Raw genomic sequence first — 18529 nt, forward strand, 5'->3', positions numbered from 1 at the left:
CGAAATTGATGATGCGGCCTGTTTGGCGGCTGTTATGCGTGGCATTCGCTGGCCTGATGTTGGCCACGGTAATCGCCTGTTCGCCGTTGGAAATGCTCAATGCCTTGACCCCCGACGGTTCTTTTGGCAAGGCCGAGGGCATTGCCTATGGCAACGATCCACGGCAAAAGCTGGATGTGTACGTGCCACGCAAGGCCGGGCCGAACACCCCGGTGGTAGTGTTTTTCTACGGCGGCAGCTGGAATAGCGGTTCACGCAGTGACTACAGCTTTGTCGGCGAGGCACTGGCTTCGCGGGGCATCGTCGCGGTTCTGGCGGACTATCGCTTGTATCCACAGGTGCGCTATCCGCTGTTTCTCGAAGACTGCGCCAAAGCGGTGGCCTGGACTCATGAACACATTCGCCAGTATTCCGGTGACCCGCAACAGCTGTATCTGATGGGCCACAGTTCCGGGGCCTATAACGCCGCAATGCTGGCACTGGACCCCGGCCTGCTCGCGGCAGTGGGCATGTCGCCCCATGATTTGCGCGGCTGGATCGGCCTGGCCGGGCCTTATGATTTCTTGCCGATCCAGAATCCGGAGGTACGCCCGGTATTTTTCTGGCCGGACTCGCCGCCTCGCTCACAACCGATCAACCATGTCAGCCGAGGAGCGCCGCCGGCATTGCTGATGGCTTCGAGTGACGATGACGTGGTCAACCCGACGCGTAATACCGGTGGGCTGGCGAAAAAGTTGCGGGAGGCGGGGGTGCCGGTGCAGGACCTGTATTTCTCCCGCACCAGTCACGCCACGCTGGTGGCCACGTTATCCCGTCCGTTGCGTGGACTGGCGCCAGTGCTGGATGAAGTCTCGGCGTTTGTCGGGGCCACGCCCGTTCAGTGAGTGCTGCCGACGAACCAGCCATCGTGACGACGCAGGCGCCAGGCGATCACGCCAAGGGTCAGACTGCGCAGCAGCATGAACAACAGAAAGGTTATCCACAGGCCATGGTTGCCCCAGCCTTGCAACGCCCAGCCGAAAGGCAGCACCAGCGCCACGGTCAGCAGCATGCCGTTGCGCATTTCCCTGGCGCGGGTGGCGCCGATGAACAGACCGTCGAGCAGGTAGCTCCAGACAGCAATCAGCGGCAATACGGCGAGGTAGGGCAGGTAAATGAACGCGGTGTCGCGCACACTCTGAATGTCCGTCTGCATCTCGATGAACAGATGCCCGGCGAACAAAAACAGCGCGGCAAAGCCCAGGCTCGCCAGCAACGACCAGCCGCCGGCCACCACCAATGAACGGCGCAGGGCATCGCGGTCGCGGGCGCCGAGCGCATGCCCACACAGGGCTTCGACGGCGTGGGCCAGGCCATCGAGGGCGTGGGCGGTGAGCAGCAATCCGTTGAGCAGCAAGGCATTGGCTGCGACCGTGGCGTCGCCCAACCGCGCGCCTTGCACCGTGATCAGGAAAAACACCGATTGCAGCGCGAGGCTGCGGATGAAGATGTCGCGGTTGACCGCCAGTAATGGCCGCCAACTCTGCCACAGCGCCAATGCCGTCCAGGCGATATGCCCGGGGTAGGCGCGCAGGGCTTTGCGAGTCATCAGCAAACCGATCAGTGCACCGGTCCATTCGGCAATCACCGAGGCCCGGGCAGCACCCGCCACGCCCCATTCCAGGCCGAGGACGAACCACAGGTTCAGGGCAATGTTGACCAGGTTGGTACTGAGCAAAATCGCCAGTGGCGCCCGGGCATTCTGGGTGCCGAGAAACCAGCCGACCAAGGCATAACTGGCGAGCGCCGCCGGCAGGCCAAACAGGCGGGTGTGGAAGAACTCGCGGGTCAGTTGATCGAGCTCCGCCGACGGCTGCATGAAGTGCAACGCGACCCCGCTCAATGGCACCCCCACCGCACCCAACACCACGGCCAGGCCGATGGCGAGCAACAGGCCTTGGAGCAGAATCTGTCGCAAGGCCGCACCATCCCCGCGCCCGGCTGCCTGGGCGGCGAACCCGGTGGAGCCCATGCGCAGAAAACCCATGGCCCAGGCGAGGAAGGTATACAGACTGGCCCCGACCGCAACGGCTCCGAGTTGATGGGCGTGGGGCAGGTGGCCGATGACGGTGCTATCGACCAGTGCCACCAACGGTACGGAAATGTTCGAAAGAATCATCGGCGCGGCGAGTGCCCAGACCCGGCGATGGGTAGGGCGGTCGCGCCAGTCGGCGGTCAGGTTGGACATGCAGGCTCCTTGGAGGAGCGGGCATTGTAGCGGCACATCGAGAGCAAGCCGCGATCAATTGTGGGGTCAGTGAATGATCCAGCTAAATAACCAAAGCCCCAGCATCAGCCAGATGATCCCCATGATGAACGACGCATTGAGAAATGCACGGATCGCCGACCACATCAGTATCAGCCCAAGGATCAAGGTCACGATGCTGACGACCGAGGTATCCATGCCCAGCGCCTGGGACAAGCCTTCGACAAAATTGCTGCTGGCGTTGCTCAACAGATTGAACAGCCCACTGAGGCTATCAACGATGAAGCGGATGATCGAGCCAAGTACCTGGCCGAGCCATTCGGAAAAACCTTCTACCTGCATGGAGTGGGAGTCCTGATTAAAGAGAATCGAGTCTTGGGCTGTCGATCATGCTGCCGGGTTCCCACAAGCATAGAGCGTTGCACCGGTCCTGTGGGAGCGGGCTCGCTCCCACCCGAAAAACGTTGTCACTTGCCATCCTCGGTCATCCCCCCGAAGCTATACATCTTCAGGAGAGCCCGATGAACCTTGTTGAACTGACCGAACGCCTGCACGCCATCCGTGACCGCAATGACTGGCAGCAATTTCACAGCCCGAAAAACCTCGCCATGGCCGCGAGTGTGGAAATGTCCGAGCTGGTGGAAATTTTCCAGTGGCTGACCGAAGACCAGTCACGCCAGTTGCCAGCGGATAAACTCGCCCACGCCGGGCAGGAAGTCGGTGACATTGTGCTTTATCTGTTGCTGTTGTGCAGCGAGCTGGGCCTGGACATGGAGGCCGTGGTGCGCAGCAAGCTGGCGGACAGCGAACGGAGGTTCAGCTGATGAGCGACCGTCATTTCGATCAACTGGCGACCCGTTTTGCCGAAAAAATCTACGGTGGTGCCAAAGGTGCGATCCGTCTGGCGGTGTTGCAGGCCGATCTGGCCGAAATCCTGCCCGACCGGCCGCTGCGTGTTCTGGACATCGGCGCCGGCCTTGGCCACATGTCGTTGTGGCTGGCCCAGCGTGGCCATCAGGTGACCCTCGCCGAGCCTGCCGAACCGATGCTCGAAGGGGCCCGCCAGCGTTTTGCCGAAGCCGGGCAGAGCGCCACGTTCATTCAGGCTCCCTGGCAGGAGCTGCTCGGGCAGCTCACCGAACCCTACGACCTGGTGCTGTGCCACGCCGTGCTGGAATGGCTGGCCGAACCCCATGCCATCCTGCCGGTGCTGCATCAGCTGACCAAGGCGGACGGCTGGCTGTCCCTGGCGTTTTACAACCGCGATGCGCTGATTTATCGCAACTTGCTCAAGGGCCATTTCCGCAAGATGCGCAAGAACGACATGGCCGGCGAAAAGCAGAGCCTGACCCCGCAGCAACCCCTTGATCCACGCGAGCTGGCGGCGCAACTTGAAGGCCTGTGGCGGGTCGAATCAGAGAGTGGAGTGCGGGTTTTTCACGATTACATGCCGGTGGAATTCCAGGCTCGCGCCGAGCTGGTGGACTTGCTGGAAATGGAACTGGCCCACCGTCGTCATCCGAGCTTTGCCGGGCTTGGGCGTTACTTGCACTGGATCTGTCGGCCTGTCTGATCGGAGCACGCAATGAAAAGTCATTCAGGTTTACTGCTTTTCTGCCTGGGGCTGGCCGCTTGTCAGGGCAGCAACCCCTATGTCGCCACGTCCAACCCTTTGCCACCGGCACCGCCCCAGGCCGCCAACACCTTTGACCGCAGCGCTTACCCGGCAGCCCCCCGTGACTATGGGCGCTACCGCAGTTGGGCGTGGCTCGACGGGCACCTGCCACCGGGCACCGCCTGGGCCGACTCGGCGCAGGTCGCCGAAGCGGTCAGCAATGCGCTGGATCAACGCGGCTTGCGCCCGTTGCACGACAATCGCCCGGCCGACCTGTTTGTCAGCGCCGATCTGCGCCTGGAAACCCGCTTGCGCCAGGTCCGGGACGATTACGGTTACTACGGCGGTTACGGCGGCTACGGGCCGGGATACGGCATGTACGGCAGCGTGCCGATTGTGCGTACCTATTCGGAACAGGTCGTGGTAGTTCAGGTGGATATGTTTGACGCCAGGAGTGGCCAGCCGGTATGGAGCTCGAGCGCTGAAACCGGCAACCGGGGCAGCGAAAGCGAGCGGGCCGACGCGATACGGGAGGCTGTGGAAAAGGCAATGTCGGCGTATCCTCCTAGTTAGCTTCTTGTAGATAAGAAGCATTTCACAGGATCATGCCTTCAATCGGAGAATCACCATGTTCCGCCGTTTTGCATTACTGGCAGTGGTCGCGCTGCTCAGTGCCTGCGCCGCCAACCAGGTCAATCATGACTTCGACGCCAGCCGCGATTTTGCTGCCTATCGCAGCTGGACGTGGAAAGAACCCGCCCTGCAATACCGTCCCGATGATCCACGAATCAAGAGCGACCTGACCGAACAGCGCATCCGTCAGGCGGTTGCCGATCAACTGGATCAGCGCGGTTTGCGCCCGGCCGCCGCAGGCGCCAAGGGCGATTTGAATGTGCAGACCTACCTGATTGTCGAAGAGCGGCAACAACAGGTGACCACCAATTACGGCGGCGCTTGGGGTAACCCGTGGCATGGCTACTACGGCGCCCCCATGTATAACGAAACCCGCAATGTCAGCTACAAGGTAGCGACCATCCAGATCGACATGCTCGATGGCAAGGACGGCAAGCTGGTGTGGCGCGGCAGTGACGAACAGATACTCAGCCGCACGCCGAACCCGACGGATCGTCGCGATGCCATCTGGGAAACGGTCACGCGGATATTGGCCAACTACCCACCGCACGCATCCTAGAATCAGCCGGCCTCTCAACCCCTGTGCTCCCACAGGGGTTTTTTATGCTCGACACTGGCGAGCCTGGGGATCGACCTGAGCAAAGTCGAGGTGGGTGCCAACCTCAGTTGTCACTGGTGATCTGATCCGGCAGCACAATCGGCAGCTCGATGCAGAAACGCGCACCCTCGGTGGAGTTACTGACACTCAGTCTGCCGCCCATGTTTTCGACGATGCCGTAGCTCACCGAGAGCCCCAGGCCGGTGCCGACGCCCGCCGGTTTGGTGGTGAAGAACGGCTCGAAAATCCGCTCCAGCAAACGCGGGTCGATACCGCCGCCATTGTCCTCGATCCACAGGCGTACCGAGTGCGTATCCCGTTCGGCGTGCAGCGAAATCCACGGCTTGAACCCGGGCCGGGTTTCGCGCTTGCCGAGCAGCGCGTCCCGGGCGTTGACCATCAGGTTGATCAGCACCTGTTCAAGCTGATCGACGTAGCCGCGCACCTGCACTTCAAAACCGGTCTCGTTGGTGCGCAGGTCGATGCCTTTGCCGCGCATGCCCTCGGACAACAGCGACAGCGCGCCTTCGATGGCCAGGGCCGGGTTGAACGGTTGCTGCTCGATTTCCGAGCGGCGGCCGAACACCCGCATGTGATCCACCACCCGCGCGGCGCGCTGCACCTCGGTGTTGTCGCGCCCCACGGCCTGAACTTCGAGCAACCGGCCCTGTTCATCGAATACCCCGCGATCGGACCAGAACCACCAGGCGTGTTCGTGGCCGGGCAGTTGCAGGTTGATCTCGGCGGTGCTGACCGGAACCTCGGGGCTCAGTTGGTTCAGCCGTTGGATGAACGCATCGCGCTGTTCCTCGGACATCAAGCTACCCAGGTTCATCCCCGGCAATTGCTCGGGCGCCAGTTCCAGATAAGTGGCCAACGGACGGTTGCCGAAGGTCAGGGTCAGGTCCGGCTGGTAGCGGCAGATCATCGCCGGAGAGTCTTCCACCAGAGTCCGGTAGCGTTCCTCACTCTGCCTGACCTGTTCGGTGGCGAGGGTCGCTTCGGTGACGTCCAGCCACAGGCCCACGGCTTCTACCGGCAAACCGAGGTCATCGCGCAACAGCTTCGCTTCATCCAGCAGCCAGTGATAGTCGCCGCGGCTGTCGCGCATCCGATAGCGGGCGCGCACCGAGCCTTCACGCAGTAACTGCCGCGTGCGCTCGAAATACTGCAAGCGGTCGTCGGGATGCACCCGCTCCACCAGTGTTCCGGGCGCGCAGTCGGCGAGGGTCCAGCCAAGCAGCGGCAACAGGCTGTCGCTGAAGAACACCGGTTGCAACGCACCTTCGACATAGCGCTGTACGTAAATCACCGCGGGTGAGCTGGCGATCAGATTGTCCAGGCGTGCATGGGCAGCGGCGGCGCTCTGCTCCTGGTTCTTGATGTCGCTGATGTCGAGCATGAAACCCACCAGCCGACGTTTTTTCCCCGCGCCCAGGGCCTGGCCTTGCAGGCGATACCAGATCGGTTCGGGTGCACCGTCGGGGTGATACAGGCGCACGCACAACAGCAGCGGCATGCCCGACACCTGCAAGTCTTGCAGGCGGATGCGCAGCTCTTCGCGGTCGGCGGGATACACCTTGTCGAGCAAATCCTGCACGGATAAACGTGTCGCTCCAAGGTTCAGGGTCGTGGCCAGCGAAGGTGCCAATTGCAACTCGTCGCTGTCGCTGAAAACTTCCCACCAGCCTGTGCCCAGCAATGCTTGCAGCGATTCCAGGCGTTCCAGTTGCAGATGATGCCGGTGTTCGCGCAGGCGTTCGAGCAAGGGGCTGGCGAGCGCAGCGGTGATTTGCAACCAGTCGCGCTCAGTGACATCGGGGGCGCGTTGGTGCGCCGTATAGAAACCGCACAGCAACCAGGCAACCACGCCTTGCGCATCGTGATAGGGCACGGCGAAGCCATCGGTATTGCCGAAGGTCCCTTGCAGGCGCGGGTGTTCGCGCAGGGTCAGGTGCTGCGGCGTCGAACCGCTCAAACTGTCCAGCCCCGTGCCCAGGCGTTGGCCGTTTTGCCACAGTTGTGGAGCATCGAGGGCTACGTAGTGTTGGTGAATCTGCCAACCCTGTCCCTGCTCATCGAGCAAGGCCAGGGCAATGCAGGGAATCTGAAAACGCTGGGCCAGGCTTTGCAGTTGTTCGCCGAGCACTTCGGGCAGGCGCGTCAGGCTGCACAGGCGCAACTGCTCGGTGATGTGCATTGCCAGCACCTGGCATTGTTCGCGGTTGCGCGATTGCCGGCGCTCAAGCAGCAAGTCGCCGATGTCGAGCATCTGCAACAACCAGGCATCGGTCAAGGGTTGCACCCAGCCGCGCAAATGCAGTGGCGGACCGTTGAGGCTGTAGAAGTCCAGGTCCAGGGTTTGTCCCTGCCAGTCTGCCGGTACACCTTCGATGATGAGGCTGCTGTGGGGCAACAGGAAGTCGAGCAGGTGCGGTGCCTGCGTGCCGGGGCTTTGCTGAGTCAACAGGTGCCGTAGCGGACCGCTCAGTTGAACGACACGCCCCTCGGCATCGAGCTGTATCTGCAAGCCGAAACTGGGCACCCGCTGTGTCTCTTGCGGCTCCGGCGGGGGCGGCGGATGGCGGTTGAGCAGGCGCCCGAAGAGTTTGTCGCCGGCACTCAAAGTCGCAGGCTCGCACTGGCCGTGAGGGTCGCCGGCAGATTCGGCACCCGACCGATGCCCGACAGGTTCAGGAACGGGATGGCTGCGCCATTTTGTTTGTGGGGGAGGCTGGCTTTCATGAGTGTGTCTACCCTGACCAACACTGAGTAATGTCAGCATAGAATCATTCAGCCAAAGCTGACGTTTTTTACCGAATGCAGAGCTTTGTCCTACTGATCTGGCTGACTATCCGTTTCTGCGGTAACGGCTGCTGATGGTTTCGCCCTTACGGCGACTCACTTTTTTTGACAAGCGCCTCAAAAAAGTAAGCAAAAAAACGCTCGCCCCGAACGTCCGGCCCCTCGCCAGGGCTCGGGGTTCCTTCGCTCCGGCATTCATCCGGGGGCATTGCCCTCCGCTCAGCCTCCCGAGGGGGGCGGGTGGATCAAGATCAAGAGCGACAGGCGAGCTAACGCTCGGCCTGCTGAATGGTGAAAAGCGCCTGCGTACGCCGATCTGCTTTGCTCTGCTCTTCTGTAGGAGCGAGCCTGCTCGCGATGGACGTCAACGATGACGCGGGCTGCCTGAATGCCCACGCTGTCCTGGCGTTTTTCGCGAGCAGGCTCGCTCCTACAGGGAAACGCGTTCAATCGCGATCAGGCCGGCCACCGGCCGCCAATGTCCGACCATGTGCTCCAGGCCCCCGGTACCCGTCAGTTGAAAGTCCCCGCTCGCCCCCGGTGCACTGGCCAGCAATGTCACCTCGCTGGGTAGCCGTACCGGTTTCTTGAACTGCACTGCGATCTCGACATTCGCCACTGGCAGATGCACGGCCAGTGCAGCCAGGGTGCGTGCCTTGTTCCACAGGCCATGGGCGATGGCGGTCGGGAAGCCGAAGAGTCGGGCGCTGGCTGCGCTCAGGTGGATCGGGTTGTAGTCTCCGGACACTTTGGCGTATTGCCGGCCGATGTCCGACGGCGCTTTCCAGTGTTCGACTTCGGTCAAGGCCAGGCTGCTTGCCAGTTGCTCTTCGAGCGGTTCGCCCTGGAGTTTGGCGCTGCGACAGAGCATCCGGCTTTGCGCTTCCCACAATGGCCCCAACTGATCGTCGAGGGTGGTCAGCAAATCGAAGGTCGCGCCTTTGGCGTGTGGTTGCAGGTTCTGCACCTGAACGCTGACGCGCACCCGGTTTACCCCGCCCATGGGGCGCAGTACGCGAATGCGATTGCTCAGGTGAATCAGGCCCAGCAGCGGGAACGGGAACTCCCTGGCCGTGAGCAATTGCATCTGCAAGGCAAAGCCAAGGATATGCGGGTAGGTCGGCGGCAGCAGGCCGTTGTCGGCGAAACCACAGACCTTGCGATAGGCCGCCAGGCGCTTGGGATCGACATCGACCCAGCAACGCAAACCCGAGTCGGGCAAGGTGGTGCCGGTGATTTTTCGCCGTGTCGCGGCGCGGGCGTACAACCCCGGCAGGCCGGGTTCGCGGTCGAGTGTGTGCCAGTCGGTGATCATCCTTAAGCCCCCAGAACGCTTTGCCCGCACACGCGCAACGCTTGCCCGGTGAACGCGCCGGTGCCCGGTTGCGCCAGCCAGGCCACGGCCTCGGCGACGTCTTGCGGCAGGCCGCCCTGGCCAAGGGAGCTCATGCGGCGTCCGGCTTCGCGCAGGCCGAAGGGAATGTGCGCGGTCATTTGGGTTTCGATGAAACCGGGCGCCACGGCGTTGATGCTGATGCCGCGCTTCTGGAGCAGCGGCGCCCAGGCTTGCGCCAGGCCAATGAGCCCGGCCTTGCTCGCGGCGTAATTGGTTTGTCCGCGATTGCCGGCGATGCCGCTGATGGACGCCAGCAGAACCACCCGGCTGTTGTCGTGCAGGGTGCCACTGTCGAGCAGGGCCTTGGTCAGTACTTGCGGCGCATTGAGGTTGACCGCCAGCACGGCGTCCCAGTATTCCGGGGTCATGTTGGCCAGGGTTTTATCCCGGGTGATGCCGGCGTTGTGCACCACGATGTCGAGGCCGTCGGGCAACTGTTCGATCAACTGCGCGGCAGCGTCTTCGGCGCAGATGTCGAGGGTGATGCTGCGCCCGCCGAGGCGCGCGGCGAGGGCCTCGAGATCGATCCTGGCCGGTGGCACGTCGAGCAGGATGACGTCGGCACCATCACGGGCCAGGGTTTCCGCGATGGCGGCACCAATGCCTCGTGCCGCACCGGTGACCAGTGCCTTGCGCCCGGCGAGCGGGCGTGTCCAGTCGCTGACGGGTGTCGAGCAGGGATTCAAGCGAATGACCTGCCCGGACACGAAGGCGCTTTTAGGCGAGAGGAAAAACCGCAGCGGGCCTTCCAGCTGTGTCTCGGCACCTTCGCCGACATGGATCAATTGCAGGGTGCCACCGCTGCGCAACTCCTTGGCCAGCGAACGGCTGAAACCTTCCAGGGCACGCTGTGCACTGGCGGCGAACGGGTCGCTCAGGGATTGCGGATCGCGCCCGAGAATCACCAGGTGCGCACAGTGATCAAGGTTTTTCATCAGCGGCTGGAAAAACTCGCGCAGTTGCTTGAGCTGGTCGGTGTGCAGCAGATCACTGGCGTCGAACACCACGGCCTTGAGTTTCGGTCCGTGGCCGGGAATCCAGGCCGTGGCCATTGAGGGCCCGTTGCCGTAGCTGTAGATCGAGTCGGTCAGGCGGTTGGCGAAGGCGCTGACGTGTTCCGCCAACGGCCCGCCGCCGATCAGCAGCGCACCTTCTACAGGTCGCAGTCGGCCTGCTTGCCAGCGCTCCAGTCTGGTCGGCGCCGGCAGCCCCAGGGCGCCGACCAGGCGATGGCCGATGGACGAGTTGGCGAAGTCGATATAGCGGTCGGACATGGAACGCGCTCCAGCAGCTGGGGTTGAAAGTGTGGACCATGAATGGCGATCAGTCGTTCGATCCACGAGATAAGGCCTACGCTAGTGTAGGAGCGAGCTTGCTCGCGATAGCGATAAGCCAATCGGCATCAATGTAGCTGACAGGCCGCTATCGCGAGCAAGCTCGCTCCTACAGGGGGCGGGTTTCGTTTTGAATCATTCACCAGGAGCTCTTATGACCCAGCTGCGCCGTGTCGCGATCATTGGCGGTAACCGGATTCCCTTCGCCCGCTCCAACGGCCCCTATGCCACGGCCAGTAACCAGGTGATGCTCACCGCCGCTCTCGAGGGCTTGATCGAACGCTACAACCTGCATGGCCTGCGCATCGGCGAAGTGGTTGCCGGGGCCGTGCTCAAGTTGTCGCGGGACATGAACCTCACACGCGAATGCGTACTGGGGTCGCGACTGTCGCCTGCCACCCCGGCCTATGACATCCAGCAGGCGTGCGGTACCGGGCTGGAAGCGGCGTTGCTGGTGGCGAACAAGATTGCCCTGGGCCAGATCGATTGCGGCATTGCCGGTGGCGTGGACACCACCTCGGATGCGCCGATCAGTGTCAGCGAGGGGTTGCGCAAGATCCTCCTGCAAGCCAATCGCGCGAAAACCACCGGCGACAAACTGAAAACCTTCCTGCAATTGCGTCCCCAGCATCTGATCCCCGAATTCCCGCGCAACGGCGAGCCGCGCACCGGGTTGTCCATGGGCCAGCATTGCGAGCTGATGGCCCAGACCTGGAACATCCCTCGCCAGGCACAGGATCAACTGGCGCTCGAGAGCCACCAGAAACTGGCCGCGTCCTACGCCGAAGGCTGGCACAACGACCTGATGACACCGTTCCTGGGACTTACCCGCGACAACAACCTGCGCCCGGACTCCATGCTGGAAAAGCTCGCCGCCCTCAAACCGGCGTATGAGAAAAGCGCCAAGGGCACCCTGACCGCAGGCAACTCCACACCGCTGACCGATGGCGCGTCACTGGTGCTGTTGGGCAGCGAGGAATGGGCCAGGGCACGCGGGTTACCGATTCTTGCCTACTGGCGTGACGGCGAGGCGGCGGCGGTGGATTTCGTCAACGGTGCGGAAGGGTTATTGATGGCACCGGTCTATGCCGTACCGCGCCTGCTCGCGCGCAATGGCCTGACCTTGCAGGACTTCGACTACTACGAAATCCACGAAGCCTTCGCCGCGCAAGTGCTGTGCACATTGAAGGCCTGGGAAGATCCGCAATATTGCAAAAACCGTCTCGGGCTCGATGCGGCGCTGGGCTCGATCGACCGCAGCAAGCTCAACGTCAAGGGCAGTTCACTGGCGGCGGGGCACCCGTTTGCCGCCACGGGCGGGCGCATCGTCGCCAACCTGGCGAAGTTGCTGGATGCGGCGGGCAAGGGGCGGGGACTAATTTCGATTTGCGCGGCGGGCGGGCAGGGCGTGACTGCGATCATCGAACGCTGAACACAAACAACTGTGGGAGCGGGCTTGCTCGCGAAAGCGGTATAGCAGTCAACATTGATGTTGACGCTGATGCCCTCTTCGCGAGCAAGCCCGCTCCCACAATGGATCTCCTTTGTTCACAGAAGATCTTTGGGGCGGGATGAATCAGGTACGGAACCTGCGCACCAATACGTCCAGTTCATTCGACAACCCGGCCAGGCTCTGGGAGTCCAGGCGTGCCGAGTTGGCCAGCTCCGCCACCAGTTGCGCATCGCCATGGATCTGGCTGATGTGCCGGTTGATGTCTTCGGCCACTTGATGCTGTTGTTCCGCCGCCGTGGCGATCTGGGTGTTCATGTCGCGGATCACGTCCACCGACTCGCGAATCTGCCCGAAGCTGTTGCGCGCTTCGCCGATGCGCGTCACCGATTGCTGGGACACTTCCAGGCTGGCGTGCATCTGTTGGGTCACCTGGCTGGTGCGCTTGGCCAGGTTGCCCAGCAGGCCGTCGATTTCCGCCGTGGAGTCAGCCGTGCGTTTGGCCAGGGCCCGCACTTCATCGGCCACCACGGCAAAGCCGCGACCTTGCTCACCGGCACGGGCCGCTTCGATCGCAGCGTTCAGCGCCAGCAGGTTGGTCTGCTCGGCGATCGAACGGATGGTCCCCAGGATCGACTGAATGTCGTTGCTGTCGCGCTCCAGCTGTTGCATCGACTGGGCCGACTGTTCGATTTCCTGGCTCAGGCGATCAACGCTGTTCACCGCCGCATCAATCTGCTGCTGACCTTCGCGCGCCTGGCGCTGGCCACTGTCGGCGGATTCCGCCGCCTGGCTGCAAGAGCGTGCGACTTCGTTGGCGGTGGCGACCATTTCGTGGAACGCCGTGGACACCATGTCCACGGCTTCACGCTGGCGTCCGGCGGCTTCGGCCATGTCGCTGGAGACTTGGGTCGAACTCTTGGAGGTGTCGAGGATCTTGCCCGCTGCGCCACCGATGTTCTGGATCAGGTTACGGATCGCCGTCAGGAACTGGTTGAACCAGTTGGCCAGTTGCGCGGTTTCGTCGCTGCCACGGATTTGCAGGTTCTGGGTCAGGTCGCCTTCGCCCTGGGCGATGCCTTCCAGGCCGCTGGCCACGCTACGGATCGGGCGCACGATGAGGCTGGCAAAACTGGCGCCGACGATGGCGAAGATAACGGCCAGGACGGCAGCAATGATGGCGATCAACCAGGTCAACTGGGTGGCGGAGCTCATCACGTCGTTCTGTTTGATCAGGCCGATGAAGGTCCAGCCCAGTTGCTCCGATGGCCAGACGTTGGCCATGTAGCGCTCGCCGTTCAACTCCACTTCCACCAGGCCCTTGCCGGCCTTGGCCAGTTGCGCGTAGCCGTCGCCAAGGCTGTTCAACGGTTTGAAGTTGTGTTCCGGTTGTTTCGGGTCCACCAGGACCGTGCCGGTGTTTTCCAGCAGCATCAGGTAGCCGGTTTCACCGAGCTTGATCTGTTTGACGATTTCGGTGAGCTGCTTGAGCGTCACGTCGATGCTGACCACGCCACCGTTGGTGCCCAACTTGTTGTCGATAGTGCGCACGGTGCTGACGTAGGTCGCATCGTCCTGGGCCCAGTAATAGGCCTCGGTGCGGAACGGCTTGCCCGGTTTGGCCTGGGCCGCTTTGTACCAGGGGCGCTGGCGCGGGTCGTAGTTGCTCAGCTTCGGATCATCCGGCCACGACACGTAGCCGCCCGCCGCCGTGCCGAGAATGGCATAGGCGTAGGCCGGGTGGCTGTTGCCCAGGTCCTGGAGCAGGGTGAAGACTTTCTTGTCAGCCTCGCCCTGAGGGACGCTCTCGGCGTTGGCGGCCATGTAAGTCTTGAGGCTGTCGTCGGAGTTTCGGATCAGCGGTTGCCTGGCCAGGTAGTCGACGTTCTGGCTGATGCCGTCAAAGAACAATTGCATGGCGTTGCTGACCTGACGAATCTCGCGGGCACTGCCGTCGACGAATTCGTCCCTGGCATCACTGCGCAGGTTCAGCACAACGACGGTGGCGACCAGCACCACGGGCAGGCAGGCGATGATTGCAAACGCCCAGGTCAACTTCTGTTTGATGTTCATCCGCGCTCCAGATTTTCTTGTAGGCCCACGCAGTGCAGATGACTCGCGGTTTATTGGCAGCCGTAAACGTTCTTGGTCAACCCTGATCCTTGAGTGCGGCATCGCTTTTGTTGTGGCAGCGATTGTCGGACAAATCACTCTGTCACTAAGGACTTCGGCTGTTGGCGGAGGAAATTGAGGCCTGTTGGGAAAAATCCTACGGAAGGTATGAATTGTTGTGTCAGCTTCTGTCGCAATTGGCCTCAATGCCCTTGCGCAACAAGTGACGCAGGCTCGGCTATGATCTGGAACGACCCGTGGTGGTCGTCGGTTTTACCCGATGTATTTGGCACATTGTGTGCCTCTGCAATGTTCATAAGTCGGCAACCCCTCCCCCCGGTGAGTGGATTGCCGTATAAGGAATGACTTTCGCGTGTTTGGTAATAAAGGACCCACAATAAAAGCTGATGAAGACTCCAAAACGCATTGAACCCCTGATCGAGGACGGTCTGGTCGACGAGGTGCTGCGCCCACTCATGAGTGGTAAAGAAGCAGCTGTTTATGTGGTGCGCTGCGGTAACGAGTTACGTTGCGCGAAGGTCTACAAGGAGGCGAACAAACGCAGTTTCCGTCAGGCGGCCGAGTATCAGGAAGGCCGCAAGGTGCGCAATAGCCGTCAGGCCCGTGCGATGGCCAAGGGCTCCAAGTTTGGCCGCAAGGAAACCGAAGACGCCTGGCAGAACGCCGAAGTGGCGGCACTGTTCCGTCTGGCCAATGCCGGTGTGCGGGTGCCCAAGCCGTTCGACTTCCTCGAAGGCGTACTGCTCATGGAGCTGGTGGCCGACGAGTACGGCGATGCCGCGCCGCGTCTGAACGACGTGGTGCTGGAGCCGGACCAGGCCCGCGAGTATCACGCGTATCTGATTTCCCAGATCGTGCTGATGCTGTGTACCGGTCTGGTGCACGGCGACCTGTCCGAGTTCAACGTGCTGCTGACGCCGACCGGTCCGGTGATCATCGACCTGCCACAAGCGGTGGATGCGGCGGGCAACAACCACGCATTCAGCATGCTGGAGCGCGACGTGGGCAACATGGCGTCCTACTTCGGGCGGTTCGCGCCGGAGTTGAAGAAGACCCGATACGCCAAGGAAATGTGGGCCTTGTACGAGGCCGGCACCTTGCACCCGGCCAGTGTCCTGACCGGCGAGTTCGCCGATACGCAAGAGCTGGCCGACGTGGGCGGCATCATGCGCGAAATCGAGGCCGCGCGCCTGGACGAAGAGCGCAAGCAGGCGGCCCGTGCGGCGGACGATGCGCCACCGGGCAAGGCCGAAGAACCGCCTCCACCGTGGATGCAGTGATCGGATAAAGAAAAACCCGGCTTCGGCCGGGTTTTTTGTGGGGTCTCGGGAAGCACCAAAACCCTGTGGGAACAATTGGTCTATCAGGCGCGAGCCGGTTCAGCACAACACCCCGACTCCAGATTCTTCAGAATCGGGCAATCCGGCCGATGATCGCCGTGACAGTGCTCAACCAGGTCCTGCAAGGTGTCGCGCAATTGCCCCAGTTCACGGATCTTGCGGTTCAACTCATCGATGTGCTGGCGAGCCAACGCTTTCACGTCGGCGCTGGCGCGCTGACGGTCTTGCCAGAGGGTCAGCAACTTGCCGACTTCTTCCAGGGAAAACCCCAGGTCCCGCGAGCGCTTGATGAACGCCAGTGTGTGCAGGTCGTCATCGCCATACACCCGATATCCGCTATCAGTGCGATGGGCAGCCTTGAGCAGGCCGATGGACTCGTAATAGCGGATCATCTTTGCGCTAAGGCCACTGTGGCGGGCCGCTTGGCCGATGTTCATCGGTTGTCCTCCAGGTCCTTGGGTTTCCAGGTTTTCAACAGTAGCGCATTGCTCACCACGCTGACGCTCGACAACGCCATGGCTGCACCGGCCAGCACTGGATTGAGGAAGCCGAGCGCCGCCAGTGGGATGCCGATCAGGTTATAGACGAAGGCCCAGAACAGGTTCTGCCGAATCTTGGCGTAGGTCTTGCGGCTGATCTCCAATGCGGCCGGTACCAGTCGCGGATCGCCGCGCATCAGGGTGATGCCGGCCGCGTGCATGGCGACGTCGGTGCCGCCACCCATGGCGATGCCGATGTCGGCGGCGGCCAGTGCCGGGGCGTCGTTGATACCGTCGCCGACCATCGCCACCACGCCGGTTTCTTTCAATGCGGCGACCGTGGCGGCTTTATCCGCCGGCAGCACTTCGGCATGCACATCCCGGATGCCCAGCGCCTCGGCCACCACGTTGGCGCTGCCGCGGTTGTCGCCGGTCAGCAGGTGGCTGCTGATGTTCCGTGCGCTCAGTTGCTGCACCGCTTGCAGCGCCCCGGGCTTGAGGGTGTCACCGAAGGCGAACAGGCCCAGCACTTGTGGCTCGGGGGATTGTTCGATCAACCAGGACAGGGTCCGGCCTTGTTTTTCCCACGCGATCGCCGAGTCGGCCAACGGCCCGGCGTTCAAGCCGCTGTCCTCCAGCAGGCGACGATTGCCCAGCGCCAGGCGACGCCCTTCGAGACTGCCGGCGATGCCGCGGCCGGTCAGGGACTGGCTGTCGCTGACATCGGCCACTTTCAAGTGACGTTCGACGCAGGCATCCAGAACAGCCTTGGCCAGCGGATGCTCGCTGCCGCGTTGCAGGGCTCCGGCCAATTGCAGCAGGCTCGCCTCATTACCGTCGATGGCATTCAGATGAGCAATGCGCGGGGCACCGGAGGTCAGGGTGCCGGTCTTGTCGAACACCACCGCGCCGACTTCATGGGCGCGCTCCAGTGCTTCGGCGTCCTTGATCAGAATCCCGTAGCGTGCCGCTACGCCAGTGCCGGCCATGATCGCCGTCGGTGTGGCCAAGCCCAGGGCGCACGGACAGGCGATCACCAGCACCGCAACGGCATTGATCAGCGCGGTTTCCATCGGCGCGCCATATAGCCACCAGCCGATCAGGGTTGCCAGGGCAATCAGCAGCACGGTGGGCACGAACACCTGGCTGACTTTATCCACCAGTTTCTGGATTGGCGCTTTTGCCGCCTGGGCGTCTTCCACCAGACGGATGATCCGTGCCAGCACGGTTTCCGCACCGAGGGCCTGGGTACGCACCAGTAAGCGGCCTTCACCGTTGATCGCGCCGCCAGTGACTTTGTCGCCGGGCCGCTTGGGCACCGGCAGGCTCTCGCCGCTGATCAGGGCTTCGTCGGCGTGGCTCTGGCCTTCGACCACTTCGCCGTCCACCGGAAAGCGTTCGCCGGGTTTGACCAGCACCAGGTCATTGAGACGCAGGGAACTGATGGCGACCTCTTGCTCGTGGCCATCGGTCACCCGAATCGCCCGCTCTGGACGCAAGGCTTCGAGGGCGCGGATGGCGCTGGCGGTCTGGCGCTTGGCGCGACTTTCCAGGTACTTGCCCAGCAGCACCAGGGCGATCACCACCGCCGAGGCTTCGAAATACAGATGCGGCATGCGCCCGGCGGCGGTGGCCCATTCGTACAGGCTCAAGCCGTATCCGGCGCTGGTGCCCAGGGCGACCAGCAGGTCCATGTTGCCGGCTCCGGCGCGCACGGCTTTCCACGCGGCGATGTAAAACCGTGCGCCGAAGATGAACTGCACAGGCGTGGCCAGGGCGAATTGCGCCCAGGCCGGGAGCATCCAGTGCACGCCGAACGGCTGTAGCAGCATCGGCATTACCAGCGGCAAAGCGAGGGCAATCGCGATGATCAAGGCGCTACGTTCGCGATGCAGGCGCTGTTGCTGATTGTCGGTTGACGGGTGTTCGGCTTCCCATACGCTGGCGGTATAGCCAGCCTTGGCCACGGCCGCGATCAGGGTTTGCGGCTCGATCTGGCCGAGCAGTTCCAGGTGGGCACGTTCGTTGGCCAGGTTGACGCTGACGCTTTTTACTCCCGCAACCTTGCCCAGCGCGCGCTCGACCCGACCGACGCAGGACGCGCAGGTCATGCCGTCGATGCTCAGTTCCAGATTCTGCTGTGGCACGCTGTAGCCGGCCCTGGCTACAGCCTCCATCAAGGCAGGCAAACTGTCGCTGGGTGCCTGGACCCGGGCCTGTTCAGTGGCGAGGTTGACGCTGACGGCACTGGCGCCAATGACTTTGCTCAAGGCGCGCTCGACACGCCCGGCGCAACTGGCACAGGTCATGCCGGCGATCGGCAGGTCGAACGTGGTGGATTCGGACATCGGTCGCACTCCCTGTAGTAGATGACCACAGGATCAACCTTGCCATGCTGGCAAGGTCAAGCACCAATCTTAAACGTGCCGCTGATCCCCTGTGGGAGCGAGCTTGCTCGCGATAGCGGAGTATCAGTCAACAGAGTTGTTGAATGTAACGGC

At 62.4% G+C, this 18529-nt stretch carries 16 protein-coding genes and 1 pseudogene; 7 read left to right on the top strand and 10 right to left on the bottom strand.

Annotated features, from left to right (window positions below):
* Window positions 1-11: 11 nt before the first annotated feature.
* On the top strand, window positions 12-884 hold the full coding sequence (locus tag AC06G5_RS02985; RefSeq protein ID WP_413427415.1) for an alpha/beta hydrolase: 873 nt from the start codon (window positions 12-14) through the stop codon (window positions 882-884).
* Here the strand turns inward: AC06G5_RS02985 and AC06G5_RS02990 are convergent.
* Window positions 878-2227, bottom strand: coding sequence for an MATE family efflux transporter (locus AC06G5_RS02990; RefSeq protein WP_413427405.1), 1350 nt, complete (start codon window positions 2225-2227; stop codon window positions 878-880). The two genes, AC06G5_RS02985 and AC06G5_RS02990, sit on opposite strands and share 7 nt — an antisense overlap.
* Window positions 2228-2293: 66 nt before the next feature.
* On the bottom strand, window positions 2294-2587 hold the full coding sequence (locus AC06G5_RS02995; protein WP_413427406.1) for a hypothetical protein: 294 nt from the start codon (window positions 2585-2587) through the stop codon (window positions 2294-2296).
* Window positions 2588-2766: 179 nt separating this feature from the next.
* Between AC06G5_RS02995 and AC06G5_RS03000 the strand changes: the two genes are divergently transcribed.
* Genes AC06G5_RS03000 through AC06G5_RS03015 form a run of 4 tightly spaced genes read left to right on the top strand, consistent with a single transcriptional unit; the run spans window position 2767 to window position 5052 of the window.
* The gene (locus tag AC06G5_RS03000; protein ID WP_413427407.1) at window positions 2767-3069 is read left to right on the top strand and encodes a MazG-like family protein; all 303 of its coding nucleotides are present in this window, start codon (window positions 2767-2769) and stop codon (window positions 3067-3069) included.
* Window positions 3069-3818, top strand: coding sequence for a methyltransferase domain-containing protein (locus tag AC06G5_RS03005; protein WP_008016770.1), 750 nt, complete (start codon window positions 3069-3071; stop codon window positions 3816-3818). The genes AC06G5_RS03000 and AC06G5_RS03005 overlap by 1 nt, the downstream gene beginning before the upstream one ends.
* A gap of 12 nt (window positions 3819-3830) precedes the next feature.
* On the top strand, window positions 3831-4433 hold the full coding sequence (locus tag AC06G5_RS03010; RefSeq protein ID WP_413703641.1) for a DUF4136 domain-containing protein: 603 nt from the start codon (window positions 3831-3833) through the stop codon (window positions 4431-4433).
* Window positions 4434-4488: 55 nt separating this feature from the next.
* Complete coding sequence (locus AC06G5_RS03015) at window positions 4489-5052, top strand: DUF4136 domain-containing protein (RefSeq protein WP_413427409.1); 564 nt, start codon at window positions 4489-4491, stop codon at window positions 5050-5052.
* 103 nt (window positions 5053-5155) lie between these two features.
* Here the strand turns inward: AC06G5_RS03015 and AC06G5_RS03020 are convergent, their stop codons facing one another.
* From AC06G5_RS03020 to AC06G5_RS03035, 4 genes are all read right to left on the bottom strand, one after another.
* Complete coding sequence (locus AC06G5_RS03020) at window positions 5156-7717, bottom strand: ATP-binding protein (protein WP_413427410.1); 2562 nt, start codon at window positions 7715-7717, stop codon at window positions 5156-5158.
* The gene (locus AC06G5_RS03025; RefSeq protein ID WP_413427411.1) at window positions 7714-7836 is read right to left on the bottom strand and encodes a hypothetical protein; all 123 of its coding nucleotides are present in this window, start codon (window positions 7834-7836) and stop codon (window positions 7714-7716) included. Before AC06G5_RS03025 ends, AC06G5_RS03020 begins: the two co-directional genes overlap by 4 nt.
* A gap of 490 nt (window positions 7837-8326) precedes the next feature.
* Window positions 8327-9211 (bottom strand): MaoC family dehydratase, encoded by an 885-nt coding sequence (locus tag AC06G5_RS03030; RefSeq protein ID WP_413427412.1) that lies wholly within the window; start codon window positions 9209-9211, stop codon window positions 8327-8329.
* Between the two features lie 2 nt (window positions 9212-9213).
* Window positions 9214-10566, bottom strand: a complete 1353-nt coding sequence (locus tag AC06G5_RS03035) for a 3-oxoacyl-ACP reductase (RefSeq protein WP_480458963.1) — start codon at window positions 10564-10566, stop codon at window positions 9214-9216.
* Between the two features lie 214 nt (window positions 10567-10780).
* On the opposite strand from AC06G5_RS03035, the gene AC06G5_RS03040 reads away from it, so the two are divergent.
* Window positions 10781-12058, top strand: coding sequence for an acetyl-CoA C-acetyltransferase (locus tag AC06G5_RS03040; protein ID WP_413703639.1), 1278 nt, complete (start codon window positions 10781-10783; stop codon window positions 12056-12058).
* 144 nt (window positions 12059-12202) lie between these two features.
* Here AC06G5_RS03040 and AC06G5_RS03045 read toward each other — a convergent pair whose 3' ends face one another.
* Complete coding sequence (locus AC06G5_RS03045; protein WP_371919026.1) at window positions 12203-12970, bottom strand: methyl-accepting chemotaxis protein; 768 nt, start codon at window positions 12968-12970, stop codon at window positions 12203-12205.
* A 90-nt stretch (window positions 12971-13060) separates the two neighbouring features.
* A pseudogene (locus AC06G5_RS03050) lies at window positions 13061-14251 on the bottom strand (cache domain-containing protein); the annotation flags it as partial.
* Window positions 14252-14595: 344 nt separating this feature from the next.
* Here AC06G5_RS03050 and AC06G5_RS03055 point away from each other — a divergent pair.
* A complete protein-coding gene (locus AC06G5_RS03055; protein WP_413427969.1) occupies window positions 14596-15489 on the top strand; it encodes a PA4780 family RIO1-like protein kinase in 894 nt (297 codons plus the stop codon).
* A gap of 83 nt (window positions 15490-15572) precedes the next feature.
* On the opposite strand, the gene cueR is transcribed toward AC06G5_RS03055, so the two are convergent.
* Window positions 15573-15986, bottom strand: coding sequence for a Cu(I)-responsive transcriptional regulator (gene cueR, locus AC06G5_RS03060; protein WP_413703638.1), 414 nt, complete (start codon window positions 15984-15986; stop codon window positions 15573-15575).
* Entirely contained in the window at window positions 15983-18376 is a 2394-nt protein-coding gene (locus AC06G5_RS03065; RefSeq protein ID WP_480458964.1) for a heavy metal translocating P-type ATPase, read from the bottom strand. The genes cueR and AC06G5_RS03065 overlap by 4 nt, the downstream gene beginning before the upstream one ends.
* Window positions 18377-18529 lie beyond the last annotated feature (153 nt).

The sequence above is a fragment of the Pseudomonas sp. WT-JTC genome (assembly GCF_056711565.1).

Excerpts from the sequence above, each read along its gene's own strand:
- AC06G5_RS02990 (WP_413427405.1), bottom strand. The coding sequence starts at position 2,227 with ATGTCCAACCTGACCGCCGACTGGCGCGACCGCCCTACCCATCGCCGG.
- AC06G5_RS02995 (WP_413427406.1), bottom strand. The coding sequence starts at position 2,587 with ATGCAGGTAGAAGGTTTTTCCGAATGGCTCGGCCAGGTACTTGGCTCG.
- AC06G5_RS03010 (WP_413703641.1), top strand. The coding sequence starts at position 3,831 with ATGAAAAGTCATTCAGGTTTACTGCTTTTCTGCCTGGGGCTGGCCGCT.
- AC06G5_RS03040 (WP_413703639.1), top strand. The coding sequence starts at position 10,781 with ATGACCCAGCTGCGCCGTGTCGCGATCATTGGCGGTAACCGGATTCCC.
- AC06G5_RS03065 (WP_480458964.1), bottom strand. The coding sequence starts at position 18,376 with ATGTCCGAATCCACCACGTTCGACCTGCCGATCGCCGGCATGACCTGT.
- AC06G5_RS03000 (WP_413427407.1), top strand. The coding sequence starts at position 2,767 with ATGAACCTTGTTGAACTGACCGAACGCCTGCACGCCATCCGTGACCGC.
- AC06G5_RS03045 (WP_371919026.1), bottom strand. The coding sequence starts at position 12,970 with ATGGCCGAAGCCGCCGGACGCCAGCGTGAAGCCGTGGACATGGTGTCC.
- cueR (WP_413703638.1), bottom strand. The coding sequence starts at position 15,986 with ATGAACATCGGCCAAGCGGCCCGCCACAGTGGCCTTAGCGCAAAGATG.
- AC06G5_RS03005 (WP_008016770.1), top strand. The coding sequence starts at position 3,069 with ATGAGCGACCGTCATTTCGATCAACTGGCGACCCGTTTTGCCGAAAAA.
- AC06G5_RS03025 (WP_413427411.1), bottom strand. The coding sequence starts at position 7,836 with ATGAAAGCCAGCCTCCCCCACAAACAAAATGGCGCAGCCATCCCGTTC.
- AC06G5_RS03015 (WP_413427409.1), top strand. The coding sequence starts at position 4,489 with ATGTTCCGCCGTTTTGCATTACTGGCAGTGGTCGCGCTGCTCAGTGCC.
- AC06G5_RS03030 (WP_413427412.1), bottom strand. The coding sequence starts at position 9,211 with ATGATCACCGACTGGCACACACTCGACCGCGAACCCGGCCTGCCGGGG.
- AC06G5_RS02985 (WP_413427415.1), top strand. The coding sequence starts at position 12 with ATGCGGCCTGTTTGGCGGCTGTTATGCGTGGCATTCGCTGGCCTGATG.
- AC06G5_RS03055 (WP_413427969.1), top strand. The coding sequence starts at position 14,596 with ATGAAGACTCCAAAACGCATTGAACCCCTGATCGAGGACGGTCTGGTC.
- AC06G5_RS03035 (WP_480458963.1), bottom strand. The coding sequence starts at position 10,566 with ATGTCCGACCGCTATATCGACTTCGCCAACTCGTCCATCGGCCATCGC.